At 45.7% G+C, this 20,885-nt stretch carries 17 protein-coding genes; 12 read left to right on the top strand and 5 right to left on the bottom strand.

Going from position 1 to position 20,885, the window contains the following annotated elements:
* Positions 1–24: 24 nt before the first annotated feature.
* On the bottom strand, positions 25–1,542 hold the full coding sequence (locus tag BUB19_RS11720) for a DUF4301 family protein (protein ID WP_073094745.1): 1,518 nt from the start codon (positions 1,540–1,542) through the stop codon (positions 25–27).
* Between the two features lie 357 nt (positions 1,543–1,899).
* Between BUB19_RS11720 and BUB19_RS24775 the strand changes: the two genes are divergently transcribed.
* A complete protein-coding gene (locus tag BUB19_RS24775) occupies positions 1,900–2,049 on the top strand; it encodes a DUF2256 domain-containing protein (RefSeq protein WP_073094744.1) in 150 nt (49 codons plus the stop codon).
* Here the strand turns inward: BUB19_RS24775 and BUB19_RS11710 are convergent.
* Positions 2,010–3,356: a DUF5723 family protein gene (locus BUB19_RS11710; protein WP_073094897.1), complete on the bottom strand. Its 1,347-nt coding sequence runs from the start codon at positions 3,354–3,356 to the stop codon at positions 2,010–2,012. The genes BUB19_RS24775 and BUB19_RS11710 overlap by 40 nt on opposite strands.
* Before the next feature lie 146 nt (positions 3,357–3,502).
* Between BUB19_RS11710 and BUB19_RS11705 the strand changes: the two genes are divergently transcribed.
* The 4 genes from BUB19_RS11705 to BUB19_RS11690 all read left to right on the top strand — a co-directional run bounded on the left by BUB19_RS11705 (position 3,503) and on the right by BUB19_RS11690 (position 7,575).
* Positions 3,503–4,291 (top strand): hypothetical protein, encoded by a 789-nt coding sequence (locus BUB19_RS11705; RefSeq protein WP_073094743.1) that lies wholly within the window; start codon positions 3,503–3,505, stop codon positions 4,289–4,291.
* A complete protein-coding gene (locus tag BUB19_RS11700; protein ID WP_073094742.1) occupies positions 4,285–5,292 on the top strand; it encodes a S41 family peptidase in 1,008 nt (335 codons plus the stop codon). Before BUB19_RS11705 ends, BUB19_RS11700 begins: the two co-directional genes overlap by 7 nt.
* A gap of 247 nt (positions 5,293–5,539) precedes the next feature.
* Positions 5,540–6,400, top strand: a complete 861-nt coding sequence (locus BUB19_RS11695; RefSeq protein WP_073094741.1) for an arylamine N-acetyltransferase family protein — start codon at positions 5,540–5,542, stop codon at positions 6,398–6,400.
* Between the two features lie 35 nt (positions 6,401–6,435).
* Entirely contained in the window at positions 6,436–7,575 is a 1,140-nt protein-coding gene (locus BUB19_RS11690) for a BamA/TamA family outer membrane protein (RefSeq protein ID WP_073094740.1), read from the top strand.
* A gap of 59 nt (positions 7,576–7,634) precedes the next feature.
* Here BUB19_RS11690 and BUB19_RS11685 read toward each other — a convergent pair whose 3' ends face one another.
* Positions 7,635–7,880, bottom strand: a complete 246-nt coding sequence (locus BUB19_RS11685) for a hypothetical protein (RefSeq protein WP_073094739.1) — start codon at positions 7,878–7,880, stop codon at positions 7,635–7,637.
* 757 nt (positions 7,881–8,637) lie between these two features.
* Here BUB19_RS11685 and BUB19_RS11675 point away from each other — a divergent pair.
* Complete coding sequence (locus tag BUB19_RS11675; protein WP_317041586.1) at positions 8,638–9,969, top strand: Gfo/Idh/MocA family protein; 1,332 nt, start codon at positions 8,638–8,640, stop codon at positions 9,967–9,969.
* 138 nt (positions 9,970–10,107) lie between these two features.
* Here the strand turns inward: BUB19_RS11675 and BUB19_RS11670 are convergent, their stop codons facing one another.
* Positions 10,108–11,259 carry a glycoside hydrolase family protein gene (locus BUB19_RS11670; RefSeq protein WP_073094737.1) on the bottom strand — a complete coding sequence of 384 codons (1,152 nt, stop codon included), beginning with the start codon at positions 11,257–11,259 and terminating at the stop codon, positions 10,108–10,110.
* Positions 11,260–11,697: 438 nt separating this feature from the next.
* On the opposite strand from BUB19_RS11670, the gene BUB19_RS11665 reads away from it, so the two are divergent.
* The 6 genes from BUB19_RS11665 to BUB19_RS11640 all read left to right on the top strand — a co-directional run bounded on the left by BUB19_RS11665 (position 11,698) and on the right by BUB19_RS11640 (position 18,045).
* Positions 11,698–13,017, top strand: coding sequence for a PQQ-dependent sugar dehydrogenase (locus BUB19_RS11665; RefSeq protein WP_073094736.1), 1,320 nt, complete (start codon positions 11,698–11,700; stop codon positions 13,015–13,017).
* A 282-nt stretch (positions 13,018–13,299) separates the two neighbouring features.
* Entirely contained in the window at positions 13,300–14,277 is a 978-nt protein-coding gene (locus BUB19_RS11660) for an NAD(P)-dependent alcohol dehydrogenase (protein WP_073094895.1), read from the top strand.
* Positions 14,278–14,507: 230 nt separating this feature from the next.
* Entirely contained in the window at positions 14,508–15,701 is a 1,194-nt protein-coding gene (locus BUB19_RS11655; protein ID WP_245802838.1) for a PQQ-dependent sugar dehydrogenase, read from the top strand.
* Positions 15,702–15,875: 174 nt separating this feature from the next.
* On the top strand, positions 15,876–16,484 hold the full coding sequence (locus tag BUB19_RS11650) for an RNA polymerase sigma factor (protein ID WP_073094735.1): 609 nt from the start codon (positions 15,876–15,878) through the stop codon (positions 16,482–16,484).
* On the top strand, positions 16,477–17,241 hold the full coding sequence (locus BUB19_RS11645; RefSeq protein ID WP_073094734.1) for an anti-sigma factor: 765 nt from the start codon (positions 16,477–16,479) through the stop codon (positions 17,239–17,241). Before BUB19_RS11650 ends, BUB19_RS11645 begins: the two co-directional genes overlap by 8 nt.
* Before the next feature lie 66 nt (positions 17,242–17,307).
* Positions 17,308–18,045 (top strand): hypothetical protein, encoded by a 738-nt coding sequence (locus BUB19_RS11640; RefSeq protein WP_245802837.1) that lies wholly within the window; start codon positions 17,308–17,310, stop codon positions 18,043–18,045.
* 29 nt (positions 18,046–18,074) lie between these two features.
* Here BUB19_RS11640 and BUB19_RS11635 read toward each other — a convergent pair whose 3' ends face one another.
* Complete coding sequence (locus BUB19_RS11635; protein WP_073094733.1) at positions 18,075–20,873, bottom strand: CHAT domain-containing protein; 2,799 nt, start codon at positions 20,871–20,873, stop codon at positions 18,075–18,077.
* Positions 20,874–20,885: the final 12 nt, after the last annotated feature.

The following is a 20,885-nucleotide window of genomic DNA, read 5'->3' as shown; positions in this document are numbered from 1 at the left end:
TATAGTGGTTGGGATACAGCAGGATTACTGATGGACATCTCTAAGCAAATCATTGATGGTCTTTACCGGATTGAAGGTAATGAGCGGAACCTCTACAAAGATCGAATTCCAATCAGCCATGGAACCGTTCCAAAGTCCTGGCAATTCCTGGGCTTTCAGGTCTTTTCCGCTTTTGGATTTTTGCGTTATGAATCCCGTTTTCGGATCTCTGAATTCCATCAAATCAAATGCATTTCCCTTGTAGTCTCTTATGCCACAGACCAGGTCGGTAGGGTTGAAGTGGGTGGATGACTGGAATATTTTCTTCTGCCCGGGCTCGTCAAGGTCAAGCTGAGCGGTCTCGGCTATCTGAAGTGAAAGGGTGCCATCTGCTTCCTTTACCCAGAAAGGACCGCCACCCGGCTCGCCTGTGTTTTCGACCATCCCACAGACGCGGATGGGTCTGTTGAGTTTTCTCCGCAAAAAGGAAGCTTTTTCTGCCAGCGTTTTTTCACTGAAAGTAGCAGGCAATTTACCTCCCAGCACATCTGTAAATACCTTTGCTGCGCGGTCTACAGAAACCTCATCTACGGCCAGATCAAGATCTTTAAGCGCTTTAAAGGTCTCTTCCTGAGCATGGAGGAGTATACCTCCGATGGCTTTTTTGTAGGTGGTGGTAGTGGATTTGAGGCGATCTGGCACCACATTGTCTATGTTTTTGATAAAAACCAGGTCTGCATCAATGTCATTTAGGTTTTCCAGAAGGGCTCCGTGTCCTGCAGGCCGGAAAAGTATGGAACCGTCATCTTCGATGAAAGGCCTGTTGTCCAAATCCACCGCAATTGTATCCGTTGATTTTTTCTGCTGAGAGAAACTGATTTCAAATTTTACCCCATACTCATTCTCCATGACAGGTTTTACTACCTCGATCTTTTCTTCAAATTTTTCCTGGTGCTCTGGAGAAACAGTAAAATGTAACCTGGCCATGTTTTCTTTGCCGACTCCATACTGGGCTCCTTCCACAAAATGTTCCTCTACCGGGGTACGGCTTCCGGACGCATAATTGTGAAATTTCAGCAGACCCTTGGGGAGATTTCCATAGCCGAGGCCCTCATCGGTCAGAAGATGTTTGATAATGTCAGCATACCTGCCGGATTGAAGGGATGCTTTGATGCTACTGCCTTTTGACTTCAGACTTTTGTCCAAATCCTCATAAAATGCAAATGACTCAATTTCTGTTATAAATTTGTTTACAAAATCGTCTTTTTCCAGCGCCGGACTGTCTTCCTCAAGAAATGCAAATAGATTTTTAAACATTCTGCTGGCTGCACCGCTGGCAGGAACAAATTTTACAATTATCTTATCACCGGACTTTTCAACATACTCATCAACGGCTTTGCGGAGCGCCTGATCCTCCAACACCCTGATGCCATCTCCTATCTGTGCAGCTTTCTGGATATCCAGGAAAGGAAACCCGGTTTCAAAATTTTTAATCTGGAGTTCCACTTTATCAAGGGGCATGCCTTGATGCTCTATTTGTTGCTTTTGATCTTTGGTTAACATGGATTGAAAAATAGATTAAAGGTTTTCTATGACTTTTCAATATAGCAAATCCTCCCGGCAAAGCCCCAATAATCGCCAGTAAAATCTTGCTGAGCGGCCATCTCTTCCAAATCCCATTCCGTACCTGGTTCATTATTAGTAGCTTATCATAAAAATCTGTTTTGCACAAACATTTAGTGGGTAATGTGTTTTATTGTTTTACGGGAGTCAGCGAATGCAGGGAATGCGGATTTCAGCCGGTGAAACCCCACAGCTAGCTGGCCTGGGGTCAGTGATACTTAGCGATAGGATTACCCCCTCGGCAGGAATAACGCGGGTACCTTGATAAATTTGGAGCAAACAGCAAAGAACAAATCCATGACAAAGGAAAAATTAAACAAAATCTGCCCGGTATGTGGTCGCCCTTTTACCTGGCGAAAGAAATGGAAGCGAGACTGGGATCAGGTAAAATACTGTTCCAAACGTTGTCAATCATTTCGGCCGAAACCCCAGGACAGACCGGCATGAAAATCCGCCCGCTTGCTGTCAGCAATTAATCCGGTGATCAGCGAGTGGCTGCCAATAAAAAATCCTCCGTATTGCAACCCAAACCCGCCGCTTAGTCCGGCAATCTGGTGCTGCATCCAGGGAGAATAGAGTTCCAATTTTCCCAGGATCAACCTGGGTGTCAGCACCAGAAGGTCAGGACCACTTAGGTATTGGTTTCTATTTTCATCGGTCAATCTTTTTTGGGCATATAGCGACACCTGGAATGTAGAAAAAGGGCTAAATTCTACGTAGGCCGCTAATAACCGGGGTAATCTGATTTTGGTTTGGGACAACTCCCGTTCAACCGTAAAATATCCGCTTTCTACCAGTTGTTGCTCAATTTCGTCAAAATCTCCCTCCAGATTATCAATTCTGAAAAATTCATTTTGGGGGATGTTCATGGTGTAGTTTCTCGTAAATTGATCCTGGGGAGCCGTCATGCGACCCAGGTTTCGTACAGAAAGACCAGAGTTTAGAAATGTTCTTCCGAAAGATTTTAGCTGGTAGCTGACGCCGAGATCCAGGGCAAACCCATTTGGGGAAAGGTGCCTCCAGAGATTTTGCTCCAGTGCAGTGCCATTGCTGTTGTTCCATCTTTCGTCATAGGATAAATTGAGCGATCCGCTGGCATCGGTGAGGCTGATTTGGTCCGCTTCATTGACCAGGGTAGCCTGAATCTGGTCCAGGCCTATATTGGCGTAGGTCCCGGGTAGCAATAGCTTAAAATGCCCTCCCACCGATAGTCCATGCAAATCGCTGTTAATGATGCTGGTTCCCGCCATGAGGCCAAGCTCCATCCAACCTATCGCATTGAGACGTTGATTATAGGGGATGTTTAAGCCGGTTTGGTTGTCTCCACCAGCGCTGCTATTTACTACAATAGCATCCCCTAAATCCGGATTAAAATCAATTATATCAGCTTTCCCTTTTAGCTGACTGGTAAATCCAAAAGACCACTTATCCACCCGGACACCCACCGAGGGACCCAGTATGGAAAAATCCGTTCTTACGTTGGCCGGTTCGGATATACCTTGGAAGATCGTTTCAAATTGATCGGGATCATCCAGAATATCTCTGAAGGTTAGCACATTATTGCTAAGGGCCGCATCTGCAGCAAAAAAAGATACTTCTACCTTCTTAGAAAACTGGTTCAACTCCGCAGGATTCATAAGGGCGTTAATCATTCCCTTTCGCTGGCTGTTTTGAATTCCAAAATAACCTTGCTGCGCCACCACTGTGCTGGTCAGTAAAATAAAGAACAAAATTGCAACTGTTGTTTTTTTCATGGTACCTTGCTGTTTAGCATCCATCGCAGATAAAAAATTTTCTTAAAATTAAATATTTTGAAGCACTTAATGACAAGGATTGGTTAAAAAATCACTTAATTTGGCACCCACTGGCATTGCATTTTATTTTGAAACTTTACTGCTGGATGTTAAACAAACCAAACAGGCTGATATGGATTGGCTTTTTTTGCTTTTTCATTTCTCTTCAGGCAATTGCGCAATCTACCGGTCAATTGAAGTTGTCTACCGGCGTGCAGAAATTTGCAAACCGGGACCTGGGCTTTTCACCGTTGACATATGAAGGATACCGCAGCATCAGTCAGGCCACTTTTTCACTGGATAGACCTCACAAAACTGAATGCTATCAGCTTGGTTTTGCCTACGGTCTGCTGCAAAACCGCATAGGAAATTCAATGAATGTGATGTCTGTTGGCTTTATGAACCAAACCTTTTACCACAAAAATAATCCGGCGGAGAAGCGTCTGCAATGGGGTTGGTCCAATCAAAACGTCTTCAATATCAGAAGGCACAACGGTTTCTCTAATTATAGTCTGCGCTACGACTACCTGAGCAGCATCGGGCCAACTGCACGGTACATGATGCCCTTTCAGTGGAAGCGGCAGGAGTTTGAATGGACCACTATGACCCAGGTTCAGGTTTTAGGATTTCAGCTCAAGTCTGGCTACATCGGAGCCGATCCGGAAGGGTTTTCCAAGGACAACAGTCCGCTCGATAACTTTTTTCAGGGAATGGAGCCATTCCTTCTGGGAAGAGACTGGCACCTGGGATTCTCTTCCAGCCTGGATTGGGACCTTCCCTCAGACAATAGCCTTGGGATACGCTACCAGTTAGATATGTCCTCGTTGCGGGGTAGACAGAATGTATTGGGACTCGGACAATCCCTATTATTGGTCTTAACAGTGAAATTATGGTGAAGCAAATTCGTCTCTTTCTATTGCTGACCTTCTTGTTTTGCGCTTGTGAACAGTGGGTGCTGCCTGAAGACCCGGGCACAGAACCTGCAGCAGTGTTTGACCAGTTGTGGGAGGATGTATATGCGCGGTATTCTTTTTTTGATCACAAAAACCTGGATTGGCAGCAGGTCCGCACCAGGTACCGGCAGGAGGTAAAAGAAGATATGGGACAGCTGGAATTGTACGACCTGCTGGCAGAAATGCTTTTTGAGCTTGAGGACGGGCATGTCAACCTCAGTACCGGATTTAACCGGAGCCGAAACTGGGAATGGTACCAGAACTTTCCTGTCAATTATGATGAAAATCTGATAGAAGAGGTTTATTTAAGACGTGATTACTGGATCAGTGGACCCTTGTGGCATCAGGTGCTGGATGATGTCTTATACGTCAATTACCGTTCATTCGGACAACGGATTTCTCCTGCCAACCTAAGGGTGGTCCTGGAGAGAGCAAAAAGGGGCCGGGGGGTGATTATAGATGTAAGAAACAATGGAGGGGGTAACCTGAGTAATGCTTCTTTGCTGGCATCTGCTTTCGCAGCAGAGGAAACCATTTACGCCAGGGAGCGAAAAAAATCGGGCCCGGCAACAAACGATTTTGGACCCTGGCAGGATATGAAAATTAGTCCCTGGGAGGAAGATACATTTCTTGGACCTGTAGTCGTCCTGACAAATCGCCGATCTTACAGTGCGACTACTTTTTTTGCCCAGATGATGAAGTCCCTTCCCAATGCGATTACGCTTGGCGACCAAACCGGAGGGGGAGGGGGCACTCCTGTCTTTGGAGAATTGTCAAACGGCTGGACCTACCGTTTTTCAGCTACTCAGACCATAGACCTTGACGAGAGACAACTTGAGGACGGGGTATTGACAGATGTGCGGGTGGACCTCTCACCAGTAGCAGTAAGCAGGGGAGAGGATAACCTGATCAGCGCTGCCCTGCGCATCATCCGACAGCAATAACCTACCCGAAGACATACTGGCTTACTGTAAGTATTAAATGGTGTAACAGGTTTAAGCGAGGGCCGGAAAAAACTAAAAAGTCAGCAAGGCCTGGTCAGGGATTGATCAATATAAAGTACCGACTATCTGTGAAAAAGACCAGGTTTGTGTATCTTGTAAAGAAATATGTCCCGGGCTTGGAAATTGAGATTTTCAAGCCGTTCAACCAAATGATTTGGAAATTTATTTTTAATCAAAAAACATCAGGATGTTTGCCAGAGAAGATGCGCTAAGTCTTTTTACCGAATTTTTGGATGACAAATCGCTACAGGCCTACTTTAATCGTGTAGGCTACTCTGGTGAAAAGGAGCCAAGCCTGGATGCGTTAAAATTGCTGCATTACCTGCACCCCCAGGCCATACCTTTCGAAAATCTGAACCCTTTCCTGGGAATGCCGGTCAGGTTAGACCTGCCCGGATTGCTGAATAAAATGGTCCTGGAGGGAAGAGGAGGTTATTGCTTTGAGCAGAACATGTTGTTTGGACATGTATTAAACACTATGGGCTTTTTGGTAAAGGGGCTTTCTGCAAGGGTTTTTTGGGAGGTACCCTCTGGAGAAATTAAGCCCAGAGACCATATGCTGCTGCTGGTACAGGTGGACGGTAGAAAGTACATAGCAGATGTAGGGTTTGGCGGGTCTTCGTTTACAGCGCCCTTATCCCTGGATATTACTGATGCACAGGAGACACCGCACGAGAGATTCCGGCTCAATAGAGTGAACGGATTTTATTACCTGGAGATAATGATTCGGGAAGAGTGGCGGCTTCTTTACCGGTTTAGCCTGGAACCACAGTTGCGTCCGGATTATGAGGTGGTCAACTGGTACCTGGGGAACCATCCGGAATCCATGTTTGTCAATGATGTAATGGCCGCCCGTTGCATGCCCTGGGGGCGTTATGCCCTGTTTAACAATCTTTTCACTACTCATCGTAAAAATGAAGTGAGCCTAAAGCAAACCTTGACAGACCTGCGGGAGTATAAAGCATTGTTGGAAGAAGTTTTCCTCATTCAGTTGCCCCATCACGAGCTGATGATGGATAAGTTTAAAAAATTACTGGCTGAAGCCTGAATCTTCCGAAACATTTTTAAAATACCTGCTACCATATGAAATTTCCTTTCCGGGTTTTACCCTTGCTGTTACTTTTGTTTTTTGCCGGAAAAGAGGCGAAACCTCAGGGCTTTATCAAAAAGTATCTGAATTCAATTGTCAACGATACCAGTGATATTTCCAGGCCTCAATTCCTGATGTACCCTACACTGGCCTATGCTCCCGAAACCAGTTGGGAAATAGGTTTCAGTACCCTGTACGTGTATTATGCCAACAGAGATACCACCAACCGCCTGAGTGAGGTCAACGGGTTTACCTTTTTTACTCTGGAAAATCAATACGGCCTGTGGTTCGATCATGCCAATTATTCGCCGGGAGACCTCTGGTTTTATTTGGGCCGTATCAGGTTGCAGAGTTTCCCCCTATTGTACTATGGGATTGGCAATGATACGCAGGCAGACTATCTCGCAAGGGTTGACGCCAATCAGATTTTGATAAAGGAGCGGGTGTTGAGAAAAATCAGGGGCAACCTTTTTTTCGGCCTGGAGATGGACTGGCAGCGACTTAGTGAGGTGGCTTTTAACTCCGCTCCGGCAGACCCCCAATTTGAGCTCCCGGCAGGCTATCAGGGAAGTTCTAACCTTGGCCTGGGTGTAGGAATGGTTTACGACGACCGCCACAATGTACTGAACGTGCGAGAAGGCTTGTTCTCAGAATTGGCAGTGATGCGGTACAATCCTTTTTGGCAAAGTGACTTTAACTTTACCACCGTACTTTCTGATACCCGATATTATCATCCGGTGGGTGAAAACAATGTTCTGGCCACACAATTCTTCGGGCAGTTTAATTCCGGGAGGGTACCCTTTAACCAACTTTCCCTCATGGGAGGTGAAAGCTTGATGCGCGGATACTATACAGGAAGGTACAGGGGTCAAAATCAACTCGCAGGTCAGGTAGAAATGCGTTTTCTGCCTTTTCCGCTTGGCTTTACCGACCGGATCGGAGGCGCTGTATTTGCCGGAGCCGGACAGGTATTTTCGAGCTGGACAGATTTTGACTGGAAGAATACCGTCTGGTCTGCAGGGGCCGGTCTTCGGTTTTTGATCTTTCCGAAAAAAGATATCTACACCCGATTTGACCTCGCTTTTACCGAAGAAGGGACGGGTATCTATTTCTTTATTGGGGAAGCGTTTTAAGGGATAGAAAAAATCAGGTCTGACCCTGATGTTTTTGCAATGAGCTCGCCCTGCCGGGATCAGTTTTGGCTGATTAAATGATAGTCAGGCCTGTAGTCGATCAGAGGATTGTTCAGCTTGCTTTTTTTTTTAATGTCCTCCGGCATCTGACCCACTTTCCAGTCGGCTGGCTTTTTGTATTTGCCTTCTTTTTTGAAATCCTCAAAGGTTTCGGGATCATCTTTGGCATCCCTGATCGCTTTGATGGTATAAAGAATTCCTAAACTGAGGCCCAGTGCAACAAATAAAAAGGTGTATGTCTCCATGATCAGATAATTTTAAAAAAAAGCTTGCTTCAATTTGTTTTGGTTTAAATTAATCCTTTCTCCGTTTCAGAAGAATCAAATTATAAATCAAATTTAGGAAAACTTTATTATATATTTTAATAAAAATAACTTGTTTTTTAGATAAATTTTTTGTAAATATAAAATAGTATTTTGTTGTATTATTTTTGTATTTCATGATTTTTTGGGTTGATCCTGTCACTTTGCGCCGCCTGTAGCTGTTGAAAGCCCTTTTTTGACCAAAGTGATTATGGCATACCGTAATCCAGTTCCTTCCCATAAATTTGGTGCAAAGACGCAGTGGCTTTATTCATATTTGGAAATAGATGCATCAGATTGTTTTTTTTAAGAAAGCCACGATACCAGTAGTCTTGAATCCATTTTTCCTTTTACGGAAGACCATCCCGGATACGGCAGTGAATCCCTTCATTCGCTTGAAGCTGTTACTTTGCCGGCCTTTGGCAAAGGCTGCATGCCGGTGTTTCACTGGTGAAATGTGTTATGGCAGAAGGAAAATGTAGCAATGGCAATTCCGAACAATTGGCATTCCTGTATTCAGGTGAGCTGGGTCAATCAAACCGGAACCAGGCTAAGAATCCCGGAGTTTCTAACCAACTACAGCCAAACAATTCAGTCACCGTTTCCTTGTCAACAGCGCAAAAAGCTTATATTTGGATTGGATTTCTATCATGCAAATGGTGACAATTCATAATTTGTCAATCATTCAATAAACCGATAAATGATGAACAAGAAAAAAATGAACCTGCTATCCCGCAGAAAATTCATGGGTACAGGCCTGCTGGGGGCAGCCGGAATAGGCGTGCTGCCCCATGTCAGCCTTGGGAAACAAGTACCGAATATTACCAACCGTGCTGCTACCTTCAGGCTTGGTTTCATTGGATTGGGAAGACAGGCCAATGGCTTACTAAACAGCTTTATTTCTCTACCGGAAGTGGAAGTGGTAGCCGGATGTGATGTATATGCCGCCAAACGGCAACGCTTTCTGAACAAGACAGCAGCCTATTACAATGAAAACAACCGGCAGGTAAAAGTGGAGGTTTATGAAAATTACCATGACCTGCTTTCCAGAGATGATGTAGATGCCGTTGTCATCGCTTCTCCCGACCATTGGCATGCTTTAATGGCGATTGACGCCTGCAAAGCCGGAAAGGATATTTATCTGGAAAAGCCGCTGACATTTACCATAAAAGAAGGCCAGGAGTTGGTCAAAGCAGTACGGGACAACAATATTGTGTTGGCAACAGGTAGCATGCAACGCTCCTATGCCAATTTCCAACATGCAGTACGCATGGTGCAGAAGGGCAGGATCGGCAAGGTAAGTAAGGTATATGCCTGTGTAGGCGGGCCTCCCAAACCATTCGACCTACCAAAGGAGGAAGTTCCGGAAGGACTGAATTGGGATTTATGGATGGGGCCATTGAATGCACCCATTCACTTCAACAATGAGCTGAACCCGCCAATTTCGCTGAATCCCCCGGAGAATGAAAAAATGTGGGGAGCCTGGCGCTGGTACAAGGAGACCGGCGGCGGTCTGACGACAGACTGGGGAGCACATATGTTTGATATCGCCCAGTGGGCCATCGGCATGGACAGAAAAGGACCCGTTGAAATTATCCCAGCCGGATATCAGGATACCAAACACCTCACTTTCAAATATGCCAACGGAGTGACGGTAACCGAACAACCCTTTGACGAAAAAGAAACAAGAGGATGTAAATTTTTCGGAAAAGATGGCTGGATCGAAGTGTCCCGTTCCCATTATGAAGCCTCGGATCCGTCCCTGTATCAGGAGATTGGGCCAGGGGAAACCATACAGGGAGGAGGCGGAAGAGACCACCACATTGATTTTATTGAATCGGTAAAAAGGCGTAAGGATCCTATAGCTCCGGTAGAAATCGGCCACAGCACTTGTGTAACCTGCACCCTGGGCAACATTGCCTATGAGCTGGGCAGGCCGCTGAAGTGGAATCCTGATGCGGAACAGTTTGAGAATGACCCTGAAGCAGCAAAACACCTCCACCGGGCTTACCGACCGGGCTACAGGCTGTAAATAATAAAATGGGGCCGAAGGCCCCACTTTTTGGTTTTTGCCTGGCAGCGCAGCCGCTTTTCATGCAGGTAAGCATTGATAGCCTCTTCTACGAAATTTCTAAGCGCGCGAACGGAGGTGCATATATGCTGATTTTCTTCAGGACTCTGATTGCCACCTCAACCGGCACATCTGTGTGCCCAGGGCAGGGTTGTGATTTGAGGAGACATATTCTTCCCCTTCCACCTGGTATATTTCCGTAGCGGCACAAGGCACCTGACAGACAAACTTTCGCTTTGCTGACTCGTCATTTCTGCCGAAATCAAGAGGGTCGTCGCTTCGAAACACGTAAGTAATGGCCTCAGTATAGTTGCGCGTGCGGAAAAGGTAAAAATACCCTTCCCTATACACTACCTGGGGACATTCGATTTCCCACCAGTTGCTGCCATACTGACCGGCACGATGTACAAGCTCGTAGGCTGACCAGTGGAGCAGGTCGGTCGAGGTGCGAACGAAGATTCCGCCCTTCCTGGGATCACCATCCTCCAGCCCCGTGTAATACAGGTGCCAAAGTCCCTTGATTTTTATCAGGCAGGGATCCCTGGCCTCTCCCGGGCCGGTAAATGCCCGGCTAAGCCCGTCAGCATAAGCATGCCGGCTCCAATGCAATCCGTCTGGAGATGTCATGATGCATATCTGGCATTCGGTATCGAAGCTGTCGTTTCGGGTTTTTCCCCTGGAGGGAGACCCTTCGCCGTTTCTTCCGGTACTGTGCCCACCATAAAACATATAGTAGAGGTCATTTGCTTTCACAAAAAATGGCGATTGGATCCATTCCTCGTTCCCCCAGCCGTTGATGCTTTCACCGAAAGCTTCGTTTGCACGGATAAATTCACCGGTGTCTTCCCAGGGACTGTCGCTCAGGTTTCTGGCTTTCCAGTGGTACAGGATCCTTCCCCATCCCGTATGCCGTACGCAGCCCCACAAATGCCAGTAGCCATCCCCGGCCCGAAAAATGTGGTGATCTACCGATTCATAGGGTCTGATTTCTCCATGTTCTCCCATTTTTACCGGAATATTGTGGCTTCCCTGTTTCGGGGCCGGTCCGATCAGCCACCAGTTTTCATCCAAAACCGGACGAAGCCTTCGCTTGGTATGCTCCTTACTGGTATTAATGGCTGCCAATGAAGGCAGAGTTGGTCCCGCCAACATACCCGCCATTCCGCAGAGTATACCATTTTTCAAAAAAATCCTTCTGTGCGTATCAAATGCATTACCATGCATCGTTTTGTTATTGCTTTTATTCCTCATGCAAATAAATATACAATCTTAATATCTATTTTACAGACGGAAATCTGGAAATCCACTGTTTCTTTCCGGTAGATTAACCCGCTGGTCGCAAAAAAAAGACAAACGAAGATTTGAAAGCAGCCTGAAACAGCAAGGACTAACCATGAGTGATGTGATTTCCCCGGGGTTTGGCGCAGGTACAGCTAAATTTTTATTGCATAGCAATGCATTTCGTCACAGGAAAATATAAGATTAGATTCACCCGGCAGAGAAATATATCCCACGATACCACCATGGGGCTGAGGTTAATTTTGTTCTGGCCGGCAATTTTTGAGGGTTAGGCGGCAAATATTGTATCGTTATTTCCGGCACATACGTTACCCAGGTAATATTATTTGCTACTAATGCCCATTTTTCATATATTTAACGCTATACCAAATTGAAAAAACCAACAAAATTATGGATTACAAAAAATTGATGTACCTGTTTGCTGTCCCCGTGCTTTGGATGGCGGCCTGTGGAAGTCCGCAGGAACAGGAAGAAGAAAATCCTTATTTTACCGCTGATGAGGACCAGGGTGGTCTGAATCTGGGTTCCGGACTTCAGGCTTACGTAGTAGCGGAAGACCTGGGTAGGGGACGCCACCTGGCCGTCAATGAAAACGGCGATATCTATATGAACCTTCGCGAAGCTACCGAGGAAGGAGGAATCGTCGCTTTGCGGGATACGAATGGAGATGGACGCGCAGATGAGATCAAATATTTTGGCGATTTTGGCGGTACCGGCATGGCTTTTTACAAAGGGAATCTATACGCCTCAAACGACAGCACAGTGTTTCGGTTTACGTTTTCAGGAGATAATCTGATACCAGACAATGCGGCGGCGCCCGATACCATCGTATCAGGTCTGCCAGTTCAGACTTCTCACGCGGTAAAGCCATTTACATTCGATGAACAAGGTCACATGTACGTAAATGTTGGAGCTCCATCAAACGCCTGCCAGGAGCAGGACCGCACGAAAGGTTCCCCTGCCATGGATCCCTGTCCCCTATTGGAGAGACATGGAGGTGTTTGGCGCTTCGATGCGGAGCAAGTGGGTCAAACGCAACTTGAAGATGGATACAGGTATTCTACAGGCATAAGGAATGCGGTCGCGCTGGACTATAATGCAGCAGACGGGCATGTTTATGTTGTTCAACACGGACGTGACATGTTGCACGCACTCTTTCCGGAAATGTATACCGAAGAAGAAAGTGCGGAACAACCCGCCGAGGAAATGTTTCGGTTGAGTGACGGGGCCGATTTCGGATGGCCGTATTGTTATTATGATCCTTCGCAGGAGAAGCGGTTAACCGCTCCTGAATACGGTGGAGACCGGCAACGGGCAGAGCGCTGCGAGGGCACGGAAGCTCCGGTAATGACATTTCCTGCTCACTGGGCTCCAAACGACCTTTTGTTTTACACTGGTGATCAACTGCCGGAAAGCTACAAGGGAACAGCCCTGGTGGCATTTCACGGATCCTGGAACAGAGCTCCTTTGGAGCAGAAAGGTTATTTTGTAGCTGCAGTGCCTTTTGAAAACGGATCGCCAACGGGAACGCATGAAGCCTTTGCGGAAGGTTTTGCGGGTGTGGAGACCATAGAGGCTCCCAGTGATGCAAAGCACCGTCCCACAGGCCTGGCACAGGCTCCGGATGGTACAGTTCTGATCTCCGATTCCGTGAGCGGAAAGATATGGCGGGTATTTTATCAGGAAGATGAAACCATGGCAATGAAATGAAAACGGATATTGGACCGCGTGTAATGATGTTTATCCGTTCAATTTGATGATGCCGGCCTCTTTCCTTGAGGTCGGCATTTTTTTTTGGACCGGTAGCGGGAGAAAATCCGGATTGGTTTAGCTGGGGGGGTATCGGTAAGCAGGAAGCCAGACAGATATTTGGCATGGAAGGCTTAAAATTTTGTACCAAACCTACCCGTTATTGATGCCAAATTCGGTATATTCACCAACCAAATCCTTTTGGAGTTTTATCCCATCGCAAAAGCGAAAGTACAATTTCTGATGAAAGCTTTTACCAGAACTCAGTATGGCGGTCCGGAGGTTCTTCAATTGGAAGAGCTGGATAAACCCCTGATAAAGGATGACCAGATATTGGTGCAGGTAATGGCCAATTCAGTTAATCCGGCAGACTGGCACATACTCAGGGGTAAACCATTTTTTGCCCGTTTCGCGTTTGGTTTGTTCAAACCCAAAGATAGAATTCCCGGTGCAGACTTTGCAGGTATTGTCGTCCAAACCGGCACCCAGGTCAAGGCATTTAAAGTGGGTGAAAAGGTATTCGGAGAAAGCATTAATGGAGGCGCATTTGCCGCATACATCGCCGTGCCACCTGATGTCTGCGCCCCAATGCCGGAAGGTGTGGCATTTTCAGAGATGGCCTGTGCGCCTATTGCCGGATTAACGGCCCTGCAGGCACTTCTCGTGCATGGTAACATCAAGAAAGGTGACACCGTCCTGATCAACGGAGCCTCAGGAGGAGTAGGCCACCTCACGATTCAAATAGCCAAAGCCTATGGTGCGAGGGTGACAGCGGTCTGCTCCAGTAAAAATATCGAATTTGTACAGAGAATGGGAGCCGATCAGGTAATTCCATACGACAGCGAAAACATTCATGCCCATAAAGCAAAATATGATCTCGTCATTGACAACCATGGCAACCTGAGGCACAAGGATTTTCGGCGCATGGGGCGCCGGGGTGTAGTTGTCGGGTTTACCAGCATGGGTCATATGGTCCGATTGTTATTGGAAAATGTCTTTCGCAGTTATCCTCTGGCCCAATTTACCGCCAAAGCCAATACCAGTGATTTGAAAGTGCTTGGCAGCCTCATTCAAAAGGGAAGCATTAAAGTTCATATTGAGAAGTCGTTTTCTTTCAGAGATTTACCGAAGGCCATAGCGTTTATTGAGGATATGCGCACCAGAGGGAAAGTGGCCGTGCTTTGGGATGATGTGCCTGTTGCCCTGGAGGCAGAAAAATAACCAGTACTAACGCGTAGTTATTACTACAGGTCATCAGGTGTGGAAGCAGCCGTCTGAGATTGTCTGCTTCATGCAGGCCAGGTACAATGAGGGATATCATTTTATTTAATCTTCTTTCCAACATACTTCAGATGTGTAGTACACAGGTGGACTGCGCCAATTAGGTATGGCATATTATTTGTTGCTTTTTGATGCTCCACAACCGGCTAAAGCCAAAAACTATCCGTATAATGATGTTTTATAAATCCAACTGTAGTCTTTTAATTCTGGTTTGTCTTTTGGTATTGAGCAGTTGCTTCCGGGAGGAACCGGCAGACGAGCCTGCGGAGAGTGATGACATTCAACTGATAGATGCATTTCCCAATCTCACCTTCACCAGGCCAGTGGACCTTCAGCATGCAGGGGATGCTTCGGACAGGCTGTTTGTGGTGGAGCAGCGAGGCAGGATTATGGTGTTTGAAAATGCAGGGCAGACGGACGAAGCTCAGCTATTTCTTGACCTGCAAGACATTGTAAAAGATGAGGGCAATGAAGAAGGTCTGCTTGGACTCGCCTTCCATCCTGATTATGTCGACAATGGTTTTTTTTATGTCAATTACACAGCGCCAAATCCCTCAAGAACCATCATTTCCAGGTTTAGTGTCTCAGATTCCGATCCGGACCAGGCAGATGCAGGAAGTGAACTGATTTTAATGGAAATTGAGCAGCCCTATACCAATCACAACGGGGGGCAGTTGGCTTTCGGACCTGATGGTTACCTTTATATAGCCGTTGGCGACGGGGGATCGGGAGGCGATCCGCAGGGTAACGGACAAAATCTCGAAACCGTGTTGGGGTCTATCCTGCGGATCGATGTAAATGGTGCTGAAGCCGGAATGAATTACGCCATCCCGGAGTCTAACCCCTTTGCAGGCAATGTTGAAGGGTACAGGGAAGAAATTTTTGCTTATGGTCTCAGAAATGTGTGGAAGTTTAGTTTTGACAGGGAGACGGGGACACTTTGGGCGGCAGATGTAGGACAAAACCGTTTTGAGGAAATAAATTGGATTGAAAATGGCGGGAATTACGGGTGGAATACCATGGAAGGTTTTGAATGTTTTAACCCGGAATCGGACTGCGATAAAGAGGGTCTGATCTTGCCTTTATCGGCCTATGCACACAGTGAAGGGAATGCGTCCGTTACAGGTGGCTATGTTTACAGGGCGGGTTCCATTTCAGAATTGGAACGAAAATATGTTTATGCCGATTTTGTTTCCGGTAGGGTATGGGCACTGGATTTTTCTACGGTAAACGAGCCTGAAATTATTGAGCTGGCCCAGGCTTCTTTTCCCGTCTCTTCATTCGGATTGGACGAACACCAGGAACTTTATCTCTGTGGTTTTGATGGAAAGATCTACAGGTTTGGATACCATTCCGGAGATTGAAATATCGTTCCTACCGGTTTTTAAGAGTTTTTGAGATAATGGTCCCCGGATTCATTTTGTCCCTCTTTTTTTGTATCCATCGCTAAATTTTATGTATTTTAAAACAAATTTTCACAAAAGTAAGTTTTTTGGATTACTTTTCCCCTTTCCGTACCGACTACTAATTACGCTTAGATGGAGTTTGAAAAGGACTATGATGATGGTAAAGCCCTTCGAGATATTGGTTTAAATAAAAACCTGAATAAACCGATCTCTTTTCTGTATTACAACTATTATCGCAGTATATCTCAGTACATCATTTCAAACAGTGGTGATGAATTCGATGCAGAAGACATATTTCAGGAGGCATTATTGGTGGCAATAAAGGCTATTCAGGAAAACAAGTTTCGCGCAGAAGCTAGTTTGAAATCTTATTTATTTGCCATAGCCAGAAATTTATGGATTTCGGAGATCAGAAAAAGGAAAAGTGCTTCGAGGAGGGAGGAGATTTATGCAGCAGAAAGCGAAGGTGCCACGGATGGGATCAATGTAAAAATAGCCAGGAAGGAAAACTTTGACCTGATAGCTGGCTTATTTGAAGGTCTGGGAGGCAGGTGCAAGCGGATCTTGTTGCTGTACTATTACAAGCAATACAGCATGAAGGAGATCATGGTTGAAGAAGATTTTGCCAATGAACAGGTGGTAAGAAATCAAAAATACAAGTGCCTGAAAAAGCTTATTGAAAAAGTAAATGGGAATCCTGTATTGTATCAAAATATCAAAGATGCATTGAAGTATGGCTGATCAGAATACATTGGAGCTATTGGAAGATTACCTCCATGGGCGACTGGGCGAAAAGGAGAAAATACAGCTCGAAACACAGCTAAAGTCTGATGGGACGCTCAGGGAGCAATTGGAAACCTTAAGATTGACCCTTAGCGGGATAAGAGAAATTGGTCTCAGGCAGGAAATCAGGGCTGTGCACAGGGATTTCATGGCAAAAGATGCGAGTGCAAGTGTGCCTGAGGCACAGTCTGTCTTCCGAAGGAGTTGGTTCAGGTGGGCAGCCTCTTTGCTACTGATATTGGCTTTTGCAGGTTTGGGTATGCTTCAATTACATTCGACAAAAATAGCCAATTCCCATTTTCTGGAATATAGGCTCCCGGTGCAGCGTTCAGAGCAGATGGGTGATTCGGCTGCAGAACGCTATTATCAGGCGGAGGACTGGGAGAAGCTATTGGAATGGGTAGAAAATCCGGCTGTAGCGAGTCAGAAAGCCTATTTTCTTGCAGGACTCGCTGCTTATAAAAAAGGGTCTTATGCCAGAGCCATTGAGTTTTTTGATCGGATCCGCTTAATGAATGAAACGACGGACAAAACACTTTTTGAGCAGGAAACAGATTTTTATGCAGCTTTGGCCTACCTGCAGACCGGAGCCCATGGCCGTGCCTTAGAATTGGTGGCGAAGATGCGGGACGATCCCCACCATTTGTACCACGATGCCTTTGGAAAATGGGACCAGGCGAAAATATTTTTATTAAAATTGAAAAAAAGCCGGTAAGCGGATTACATTTTGTACTGGCAGTACGACTATAAAGTAAAATTGAACACAAACCAATTTATCAAAATGTTAAACGTTAAGAAGTATTGTATTAAAACCGCATTGTTGGCAGGACTTGGGATCATGGTGGGCTGTCAGGATGAAGCCAGCATGATCCCCGGGACGGGAGAAGGCAGAATGGGTCTGGCATTCGTTTTAGGTTCCGCCTCATCATCCCAACCAAATGCACGAAGCCTAAACACTGATTTGGAGATAACGGAAGGATTTATCCAAATCAGGGAACTGGAATTGGAAATGGAAGGAAGGGATGAAAATGGTGAATTCGAAAAGGAACACGAGGTGGAATTTGATGAGATCCTCAAGGTGACTTTTGACCAGTTTGATGAATCCAGAGACTTTTTCTTCAATATTCCGGAGGGGGAATATGAGGAGATTGAACTGGAGTTAGACCTGATTGATTACAGAAGTGAACCGTCGATTTATCTGGAAGGGACATATGCAAATAATGAGGGAAATCCCTATCAGTTTGTTTTTGAATATTATGGAGATGAAATTGATTTTGAGGTAGAAATAGAAGCAGAGAATGACGATGACTATTTCAGGATTGACCGGGTAAATAATCCGCTTGTTTTGCTTGAATTAAACAGTCACCTTTGGTTCAGCAACATTAGCAAATCCGAATTTGAAGAGGCGGAATCAGAAGAAGGTATTATTCGGATAAGTAACAACTCAAACAGGGCCATGTTTTCAAAAATTGTTAGTCGCATAGAGGCTTCCTCCGAAATAGAAGTTGAGTTGAGATGATTCTTTTTCAGCTTTGCTTTTTAACCATTCTACCCTCCTTTGACCAAAGGGAGGGTTTTTTGGTTGAAGACCCGTATGACGAGGTATCCTGTCAGCAGACATGCAAAAATGATGATGTACTTCCAGGAAAAATTTTTTTCTAACCCAACGGGATTTCCGATATAAACAAGAGGTGCCCAGTATTTGGGATGACGGAATTGTGACATTTCCGGTGCCACCAGCAAGTCTGTTTTGGCGAGTTGCAGGGACTTCGCTACCGTATATCCATTGTCCAGGTGATGGTAAAATCTTGCGCTGATAAAGGCAGAGACCATGTCTTCCATTTTCCAAAGTGAGGTGATGATATTGGGGCAGCCTGCATAGGCAAATGCCCTGCTGATACCCAATACCCCTTCGCTTGCGCTTACCTGCCCGTAGTTGGTTTCACAGGCACTCAGGTATACCAGGGCCGTTTTTTCAAAGCGTTTGTATTGCAATTCTTCGAGATAAAGCCTGAAGTCTGTGCTGTCCGGGTAGAAGGCAACAAAACTCCGGTATGGGTTTTCCAGAAAAGCCTGGGCATGCGTGGCGAGGTGCAGGATGCTGTGGTCTCCCATAGCAGCTAAAAACCTGGATTTGGTGGCTTCTTTCCCGACCAGTTTATTGCCAGGCAGGCTTTCGATTTCTTCTAAGGAGTAGGGTAATTCGACAAACTGCTCATTTCCAGTACCATGGGTATATGGGGCCATGGCAAGGGTATTTTCCAGACCAGGCAACTGCATAGCCGAACCGTCCATAAAATGGGCTGAGAACTGATAGCCTATTGCTAAATTTTCGATCAAATAGTTACCAGCATGGTCTACCAATATATCAAAAGGAAAATCCCGCCAGATACCATGGGGAATAATGAGCAATTCCTCATAGGCATTGATTTTATCCCATTTACTTGCAAAAACCTCGCGGAAAATTTCCTGGGACAAAACCCTCTGCTGAAAATTTTCACCCCATTCCGCATTGAGCAGTGCAAGCTTAACATTCATTACCTTCTCCTTCAGCGTCTTGTTGATCGGTAGACTTTCAATTTCCAGACTGTTTTTGTTGACGTAGAATAAGTGCAGTTCGGTATCTGTTTCGAAAAGAGAAACCAGGAGTATCCCTTCGGACAGCAGGTTTTCCTGTAGTTCCTGTAAGCTTTCTATTCTACTGCGGCTTTTTGCAAGCAGGTATTCCGGAATATCATTGAACTCGTGATGCAGCCGTGACCGTGCCAGCCGAATGTCGAGCAACTTCTGTTGCAAAGTTTTGCTCATCATACTGTCCTCCGAATCGTTAATCTTCTGGATCAAATTGGCCATCTCAAAGTTTAATCGACGTTCCTTTTCCAGCAAGGTCTCCGGAATTCCAATTTCAGCTTTAAGCTGGCCTTCCTGTTGCCTTGCAAGCAGGCTGATAGATTTGCTGCCTTCCGCCCAAAGAAACGCCTGCTCCAGAAGCTCCTTTTGATGCGTGTTTTGTCGGTAAGCAGAAAGTACCTGGTCTACTGCCCGCTGGTATGCAGGCAGGATCGACTCTCCCAAAAAGATTCGTGCCTGATCATTGTCATAGAAGGCGTTCAGATAAAAAACCTTATTAAAGGCCTCATTGTAGGTATCTATGGCTGCCTGCCAGAAGGTGTGTTGATTGTCCTTGTCTGCAAGAGAAAGCAGGGCATTGGCCTTAAGTATTAACGTTTCAAACAATGAATAAGCAGCAAATCCCATCCCGTGATCGTTGGGATTGGTAAGGGGGTTCAAATCTGAAAAGCCGGGATCGAAATGAAGGATAGCGTATTGAAAATGATGGAGTGCATTTTGGTATTGCTGTTGTTCCAACAGTACTTTTCCCAGCAACTGATGTGAAAATCCAAGTTTGAAATTTCGGTTTCCTTCCAGAAAATCAGTCTTATCTGCCTGATAGCTCGCAATTAGTTTCCGAAGACCCTCCTCAGCTTTCTCAAAATTTCTTTTCTGAAAATGAATTTCAGCCAGTTGATTGGCGTATCCAATGGAGGAAATGGTGTTCTGAGTACTGATTTTATTTAGAAATTTCCCGGCCTCATCGGGCGAGCCTTTTTCCAGGTAGAGGTCCACCAGAGCCAGATGAATCTTTTCCGGATTGATTTCCAGCTCCAACAGGTCCTTAAACATCCTTTCGGCACTGTCCAGCTGATTGAGTCTGACCAAAGCTGTAGCAATATTGGACGTAAAGGAATAAAAAGCGTACTGATAGTAGGTGTCCAGTTTGGTGGCTTTCCGGGCGCCAATCACGAGGTCTTTTGCCTTGGTGAAATAGTTGATCGACTGGGAAAAATTTCCTGTCTCATAATAGTACACGCCCATAGAATTAAACAATCTGGAGCCTTCATTTCTGGATTTTTTCAGGTCGAGAATGTGCTCCGCTCTTTTCAAAAAATGTATGGCACTATCTGGTTTGCTTTGTTTGTAGTAGGCTTCTCCCAAAAACAGATTGGCACTGAAAAAAAGGGAGTCCTCCAGGGCGGGAAACCTGTTCATTGAAATGGCTTTCCTGTAGGAGGCAATGGCTTTTTGGTCTGCTTCAGCCATCAGGTATAGGTTTCCCAATTTTTCATGGACGTTCAGCAATTGCTCCCTCGTCAATACCTGCGCTAAACTATCAGCAGTCAAAAGACGATTGAAATAGGCCATGGCCAGGCTATCTGTTTTTTTGGTAGGGTTTTCCGCAAAATACAGCTTCAGCCCTTTCTCGTATATTTTAACGGGTTCCGATTCCAATGGATCCTGGAGCGATGGGCTTTGTAAAAACAGAATAGAAAGAAGTATGGCAAACATGGAGTGGTATCA

The organism is Cyclobacterium lianum, from assembly GCF_900143075.1.
GTDB lineage: Bacteria > Bacteroidota > Bacteroidia > Cytophagales > Cyclobacteriaceae > Cyclobacterium > Cyclobacterium lianum.
The sequence above is the reverse complement of the archived record's forward strand: the minus strand, read 5'-3'. Positions and strand labels throughout refer to the sequence as shown.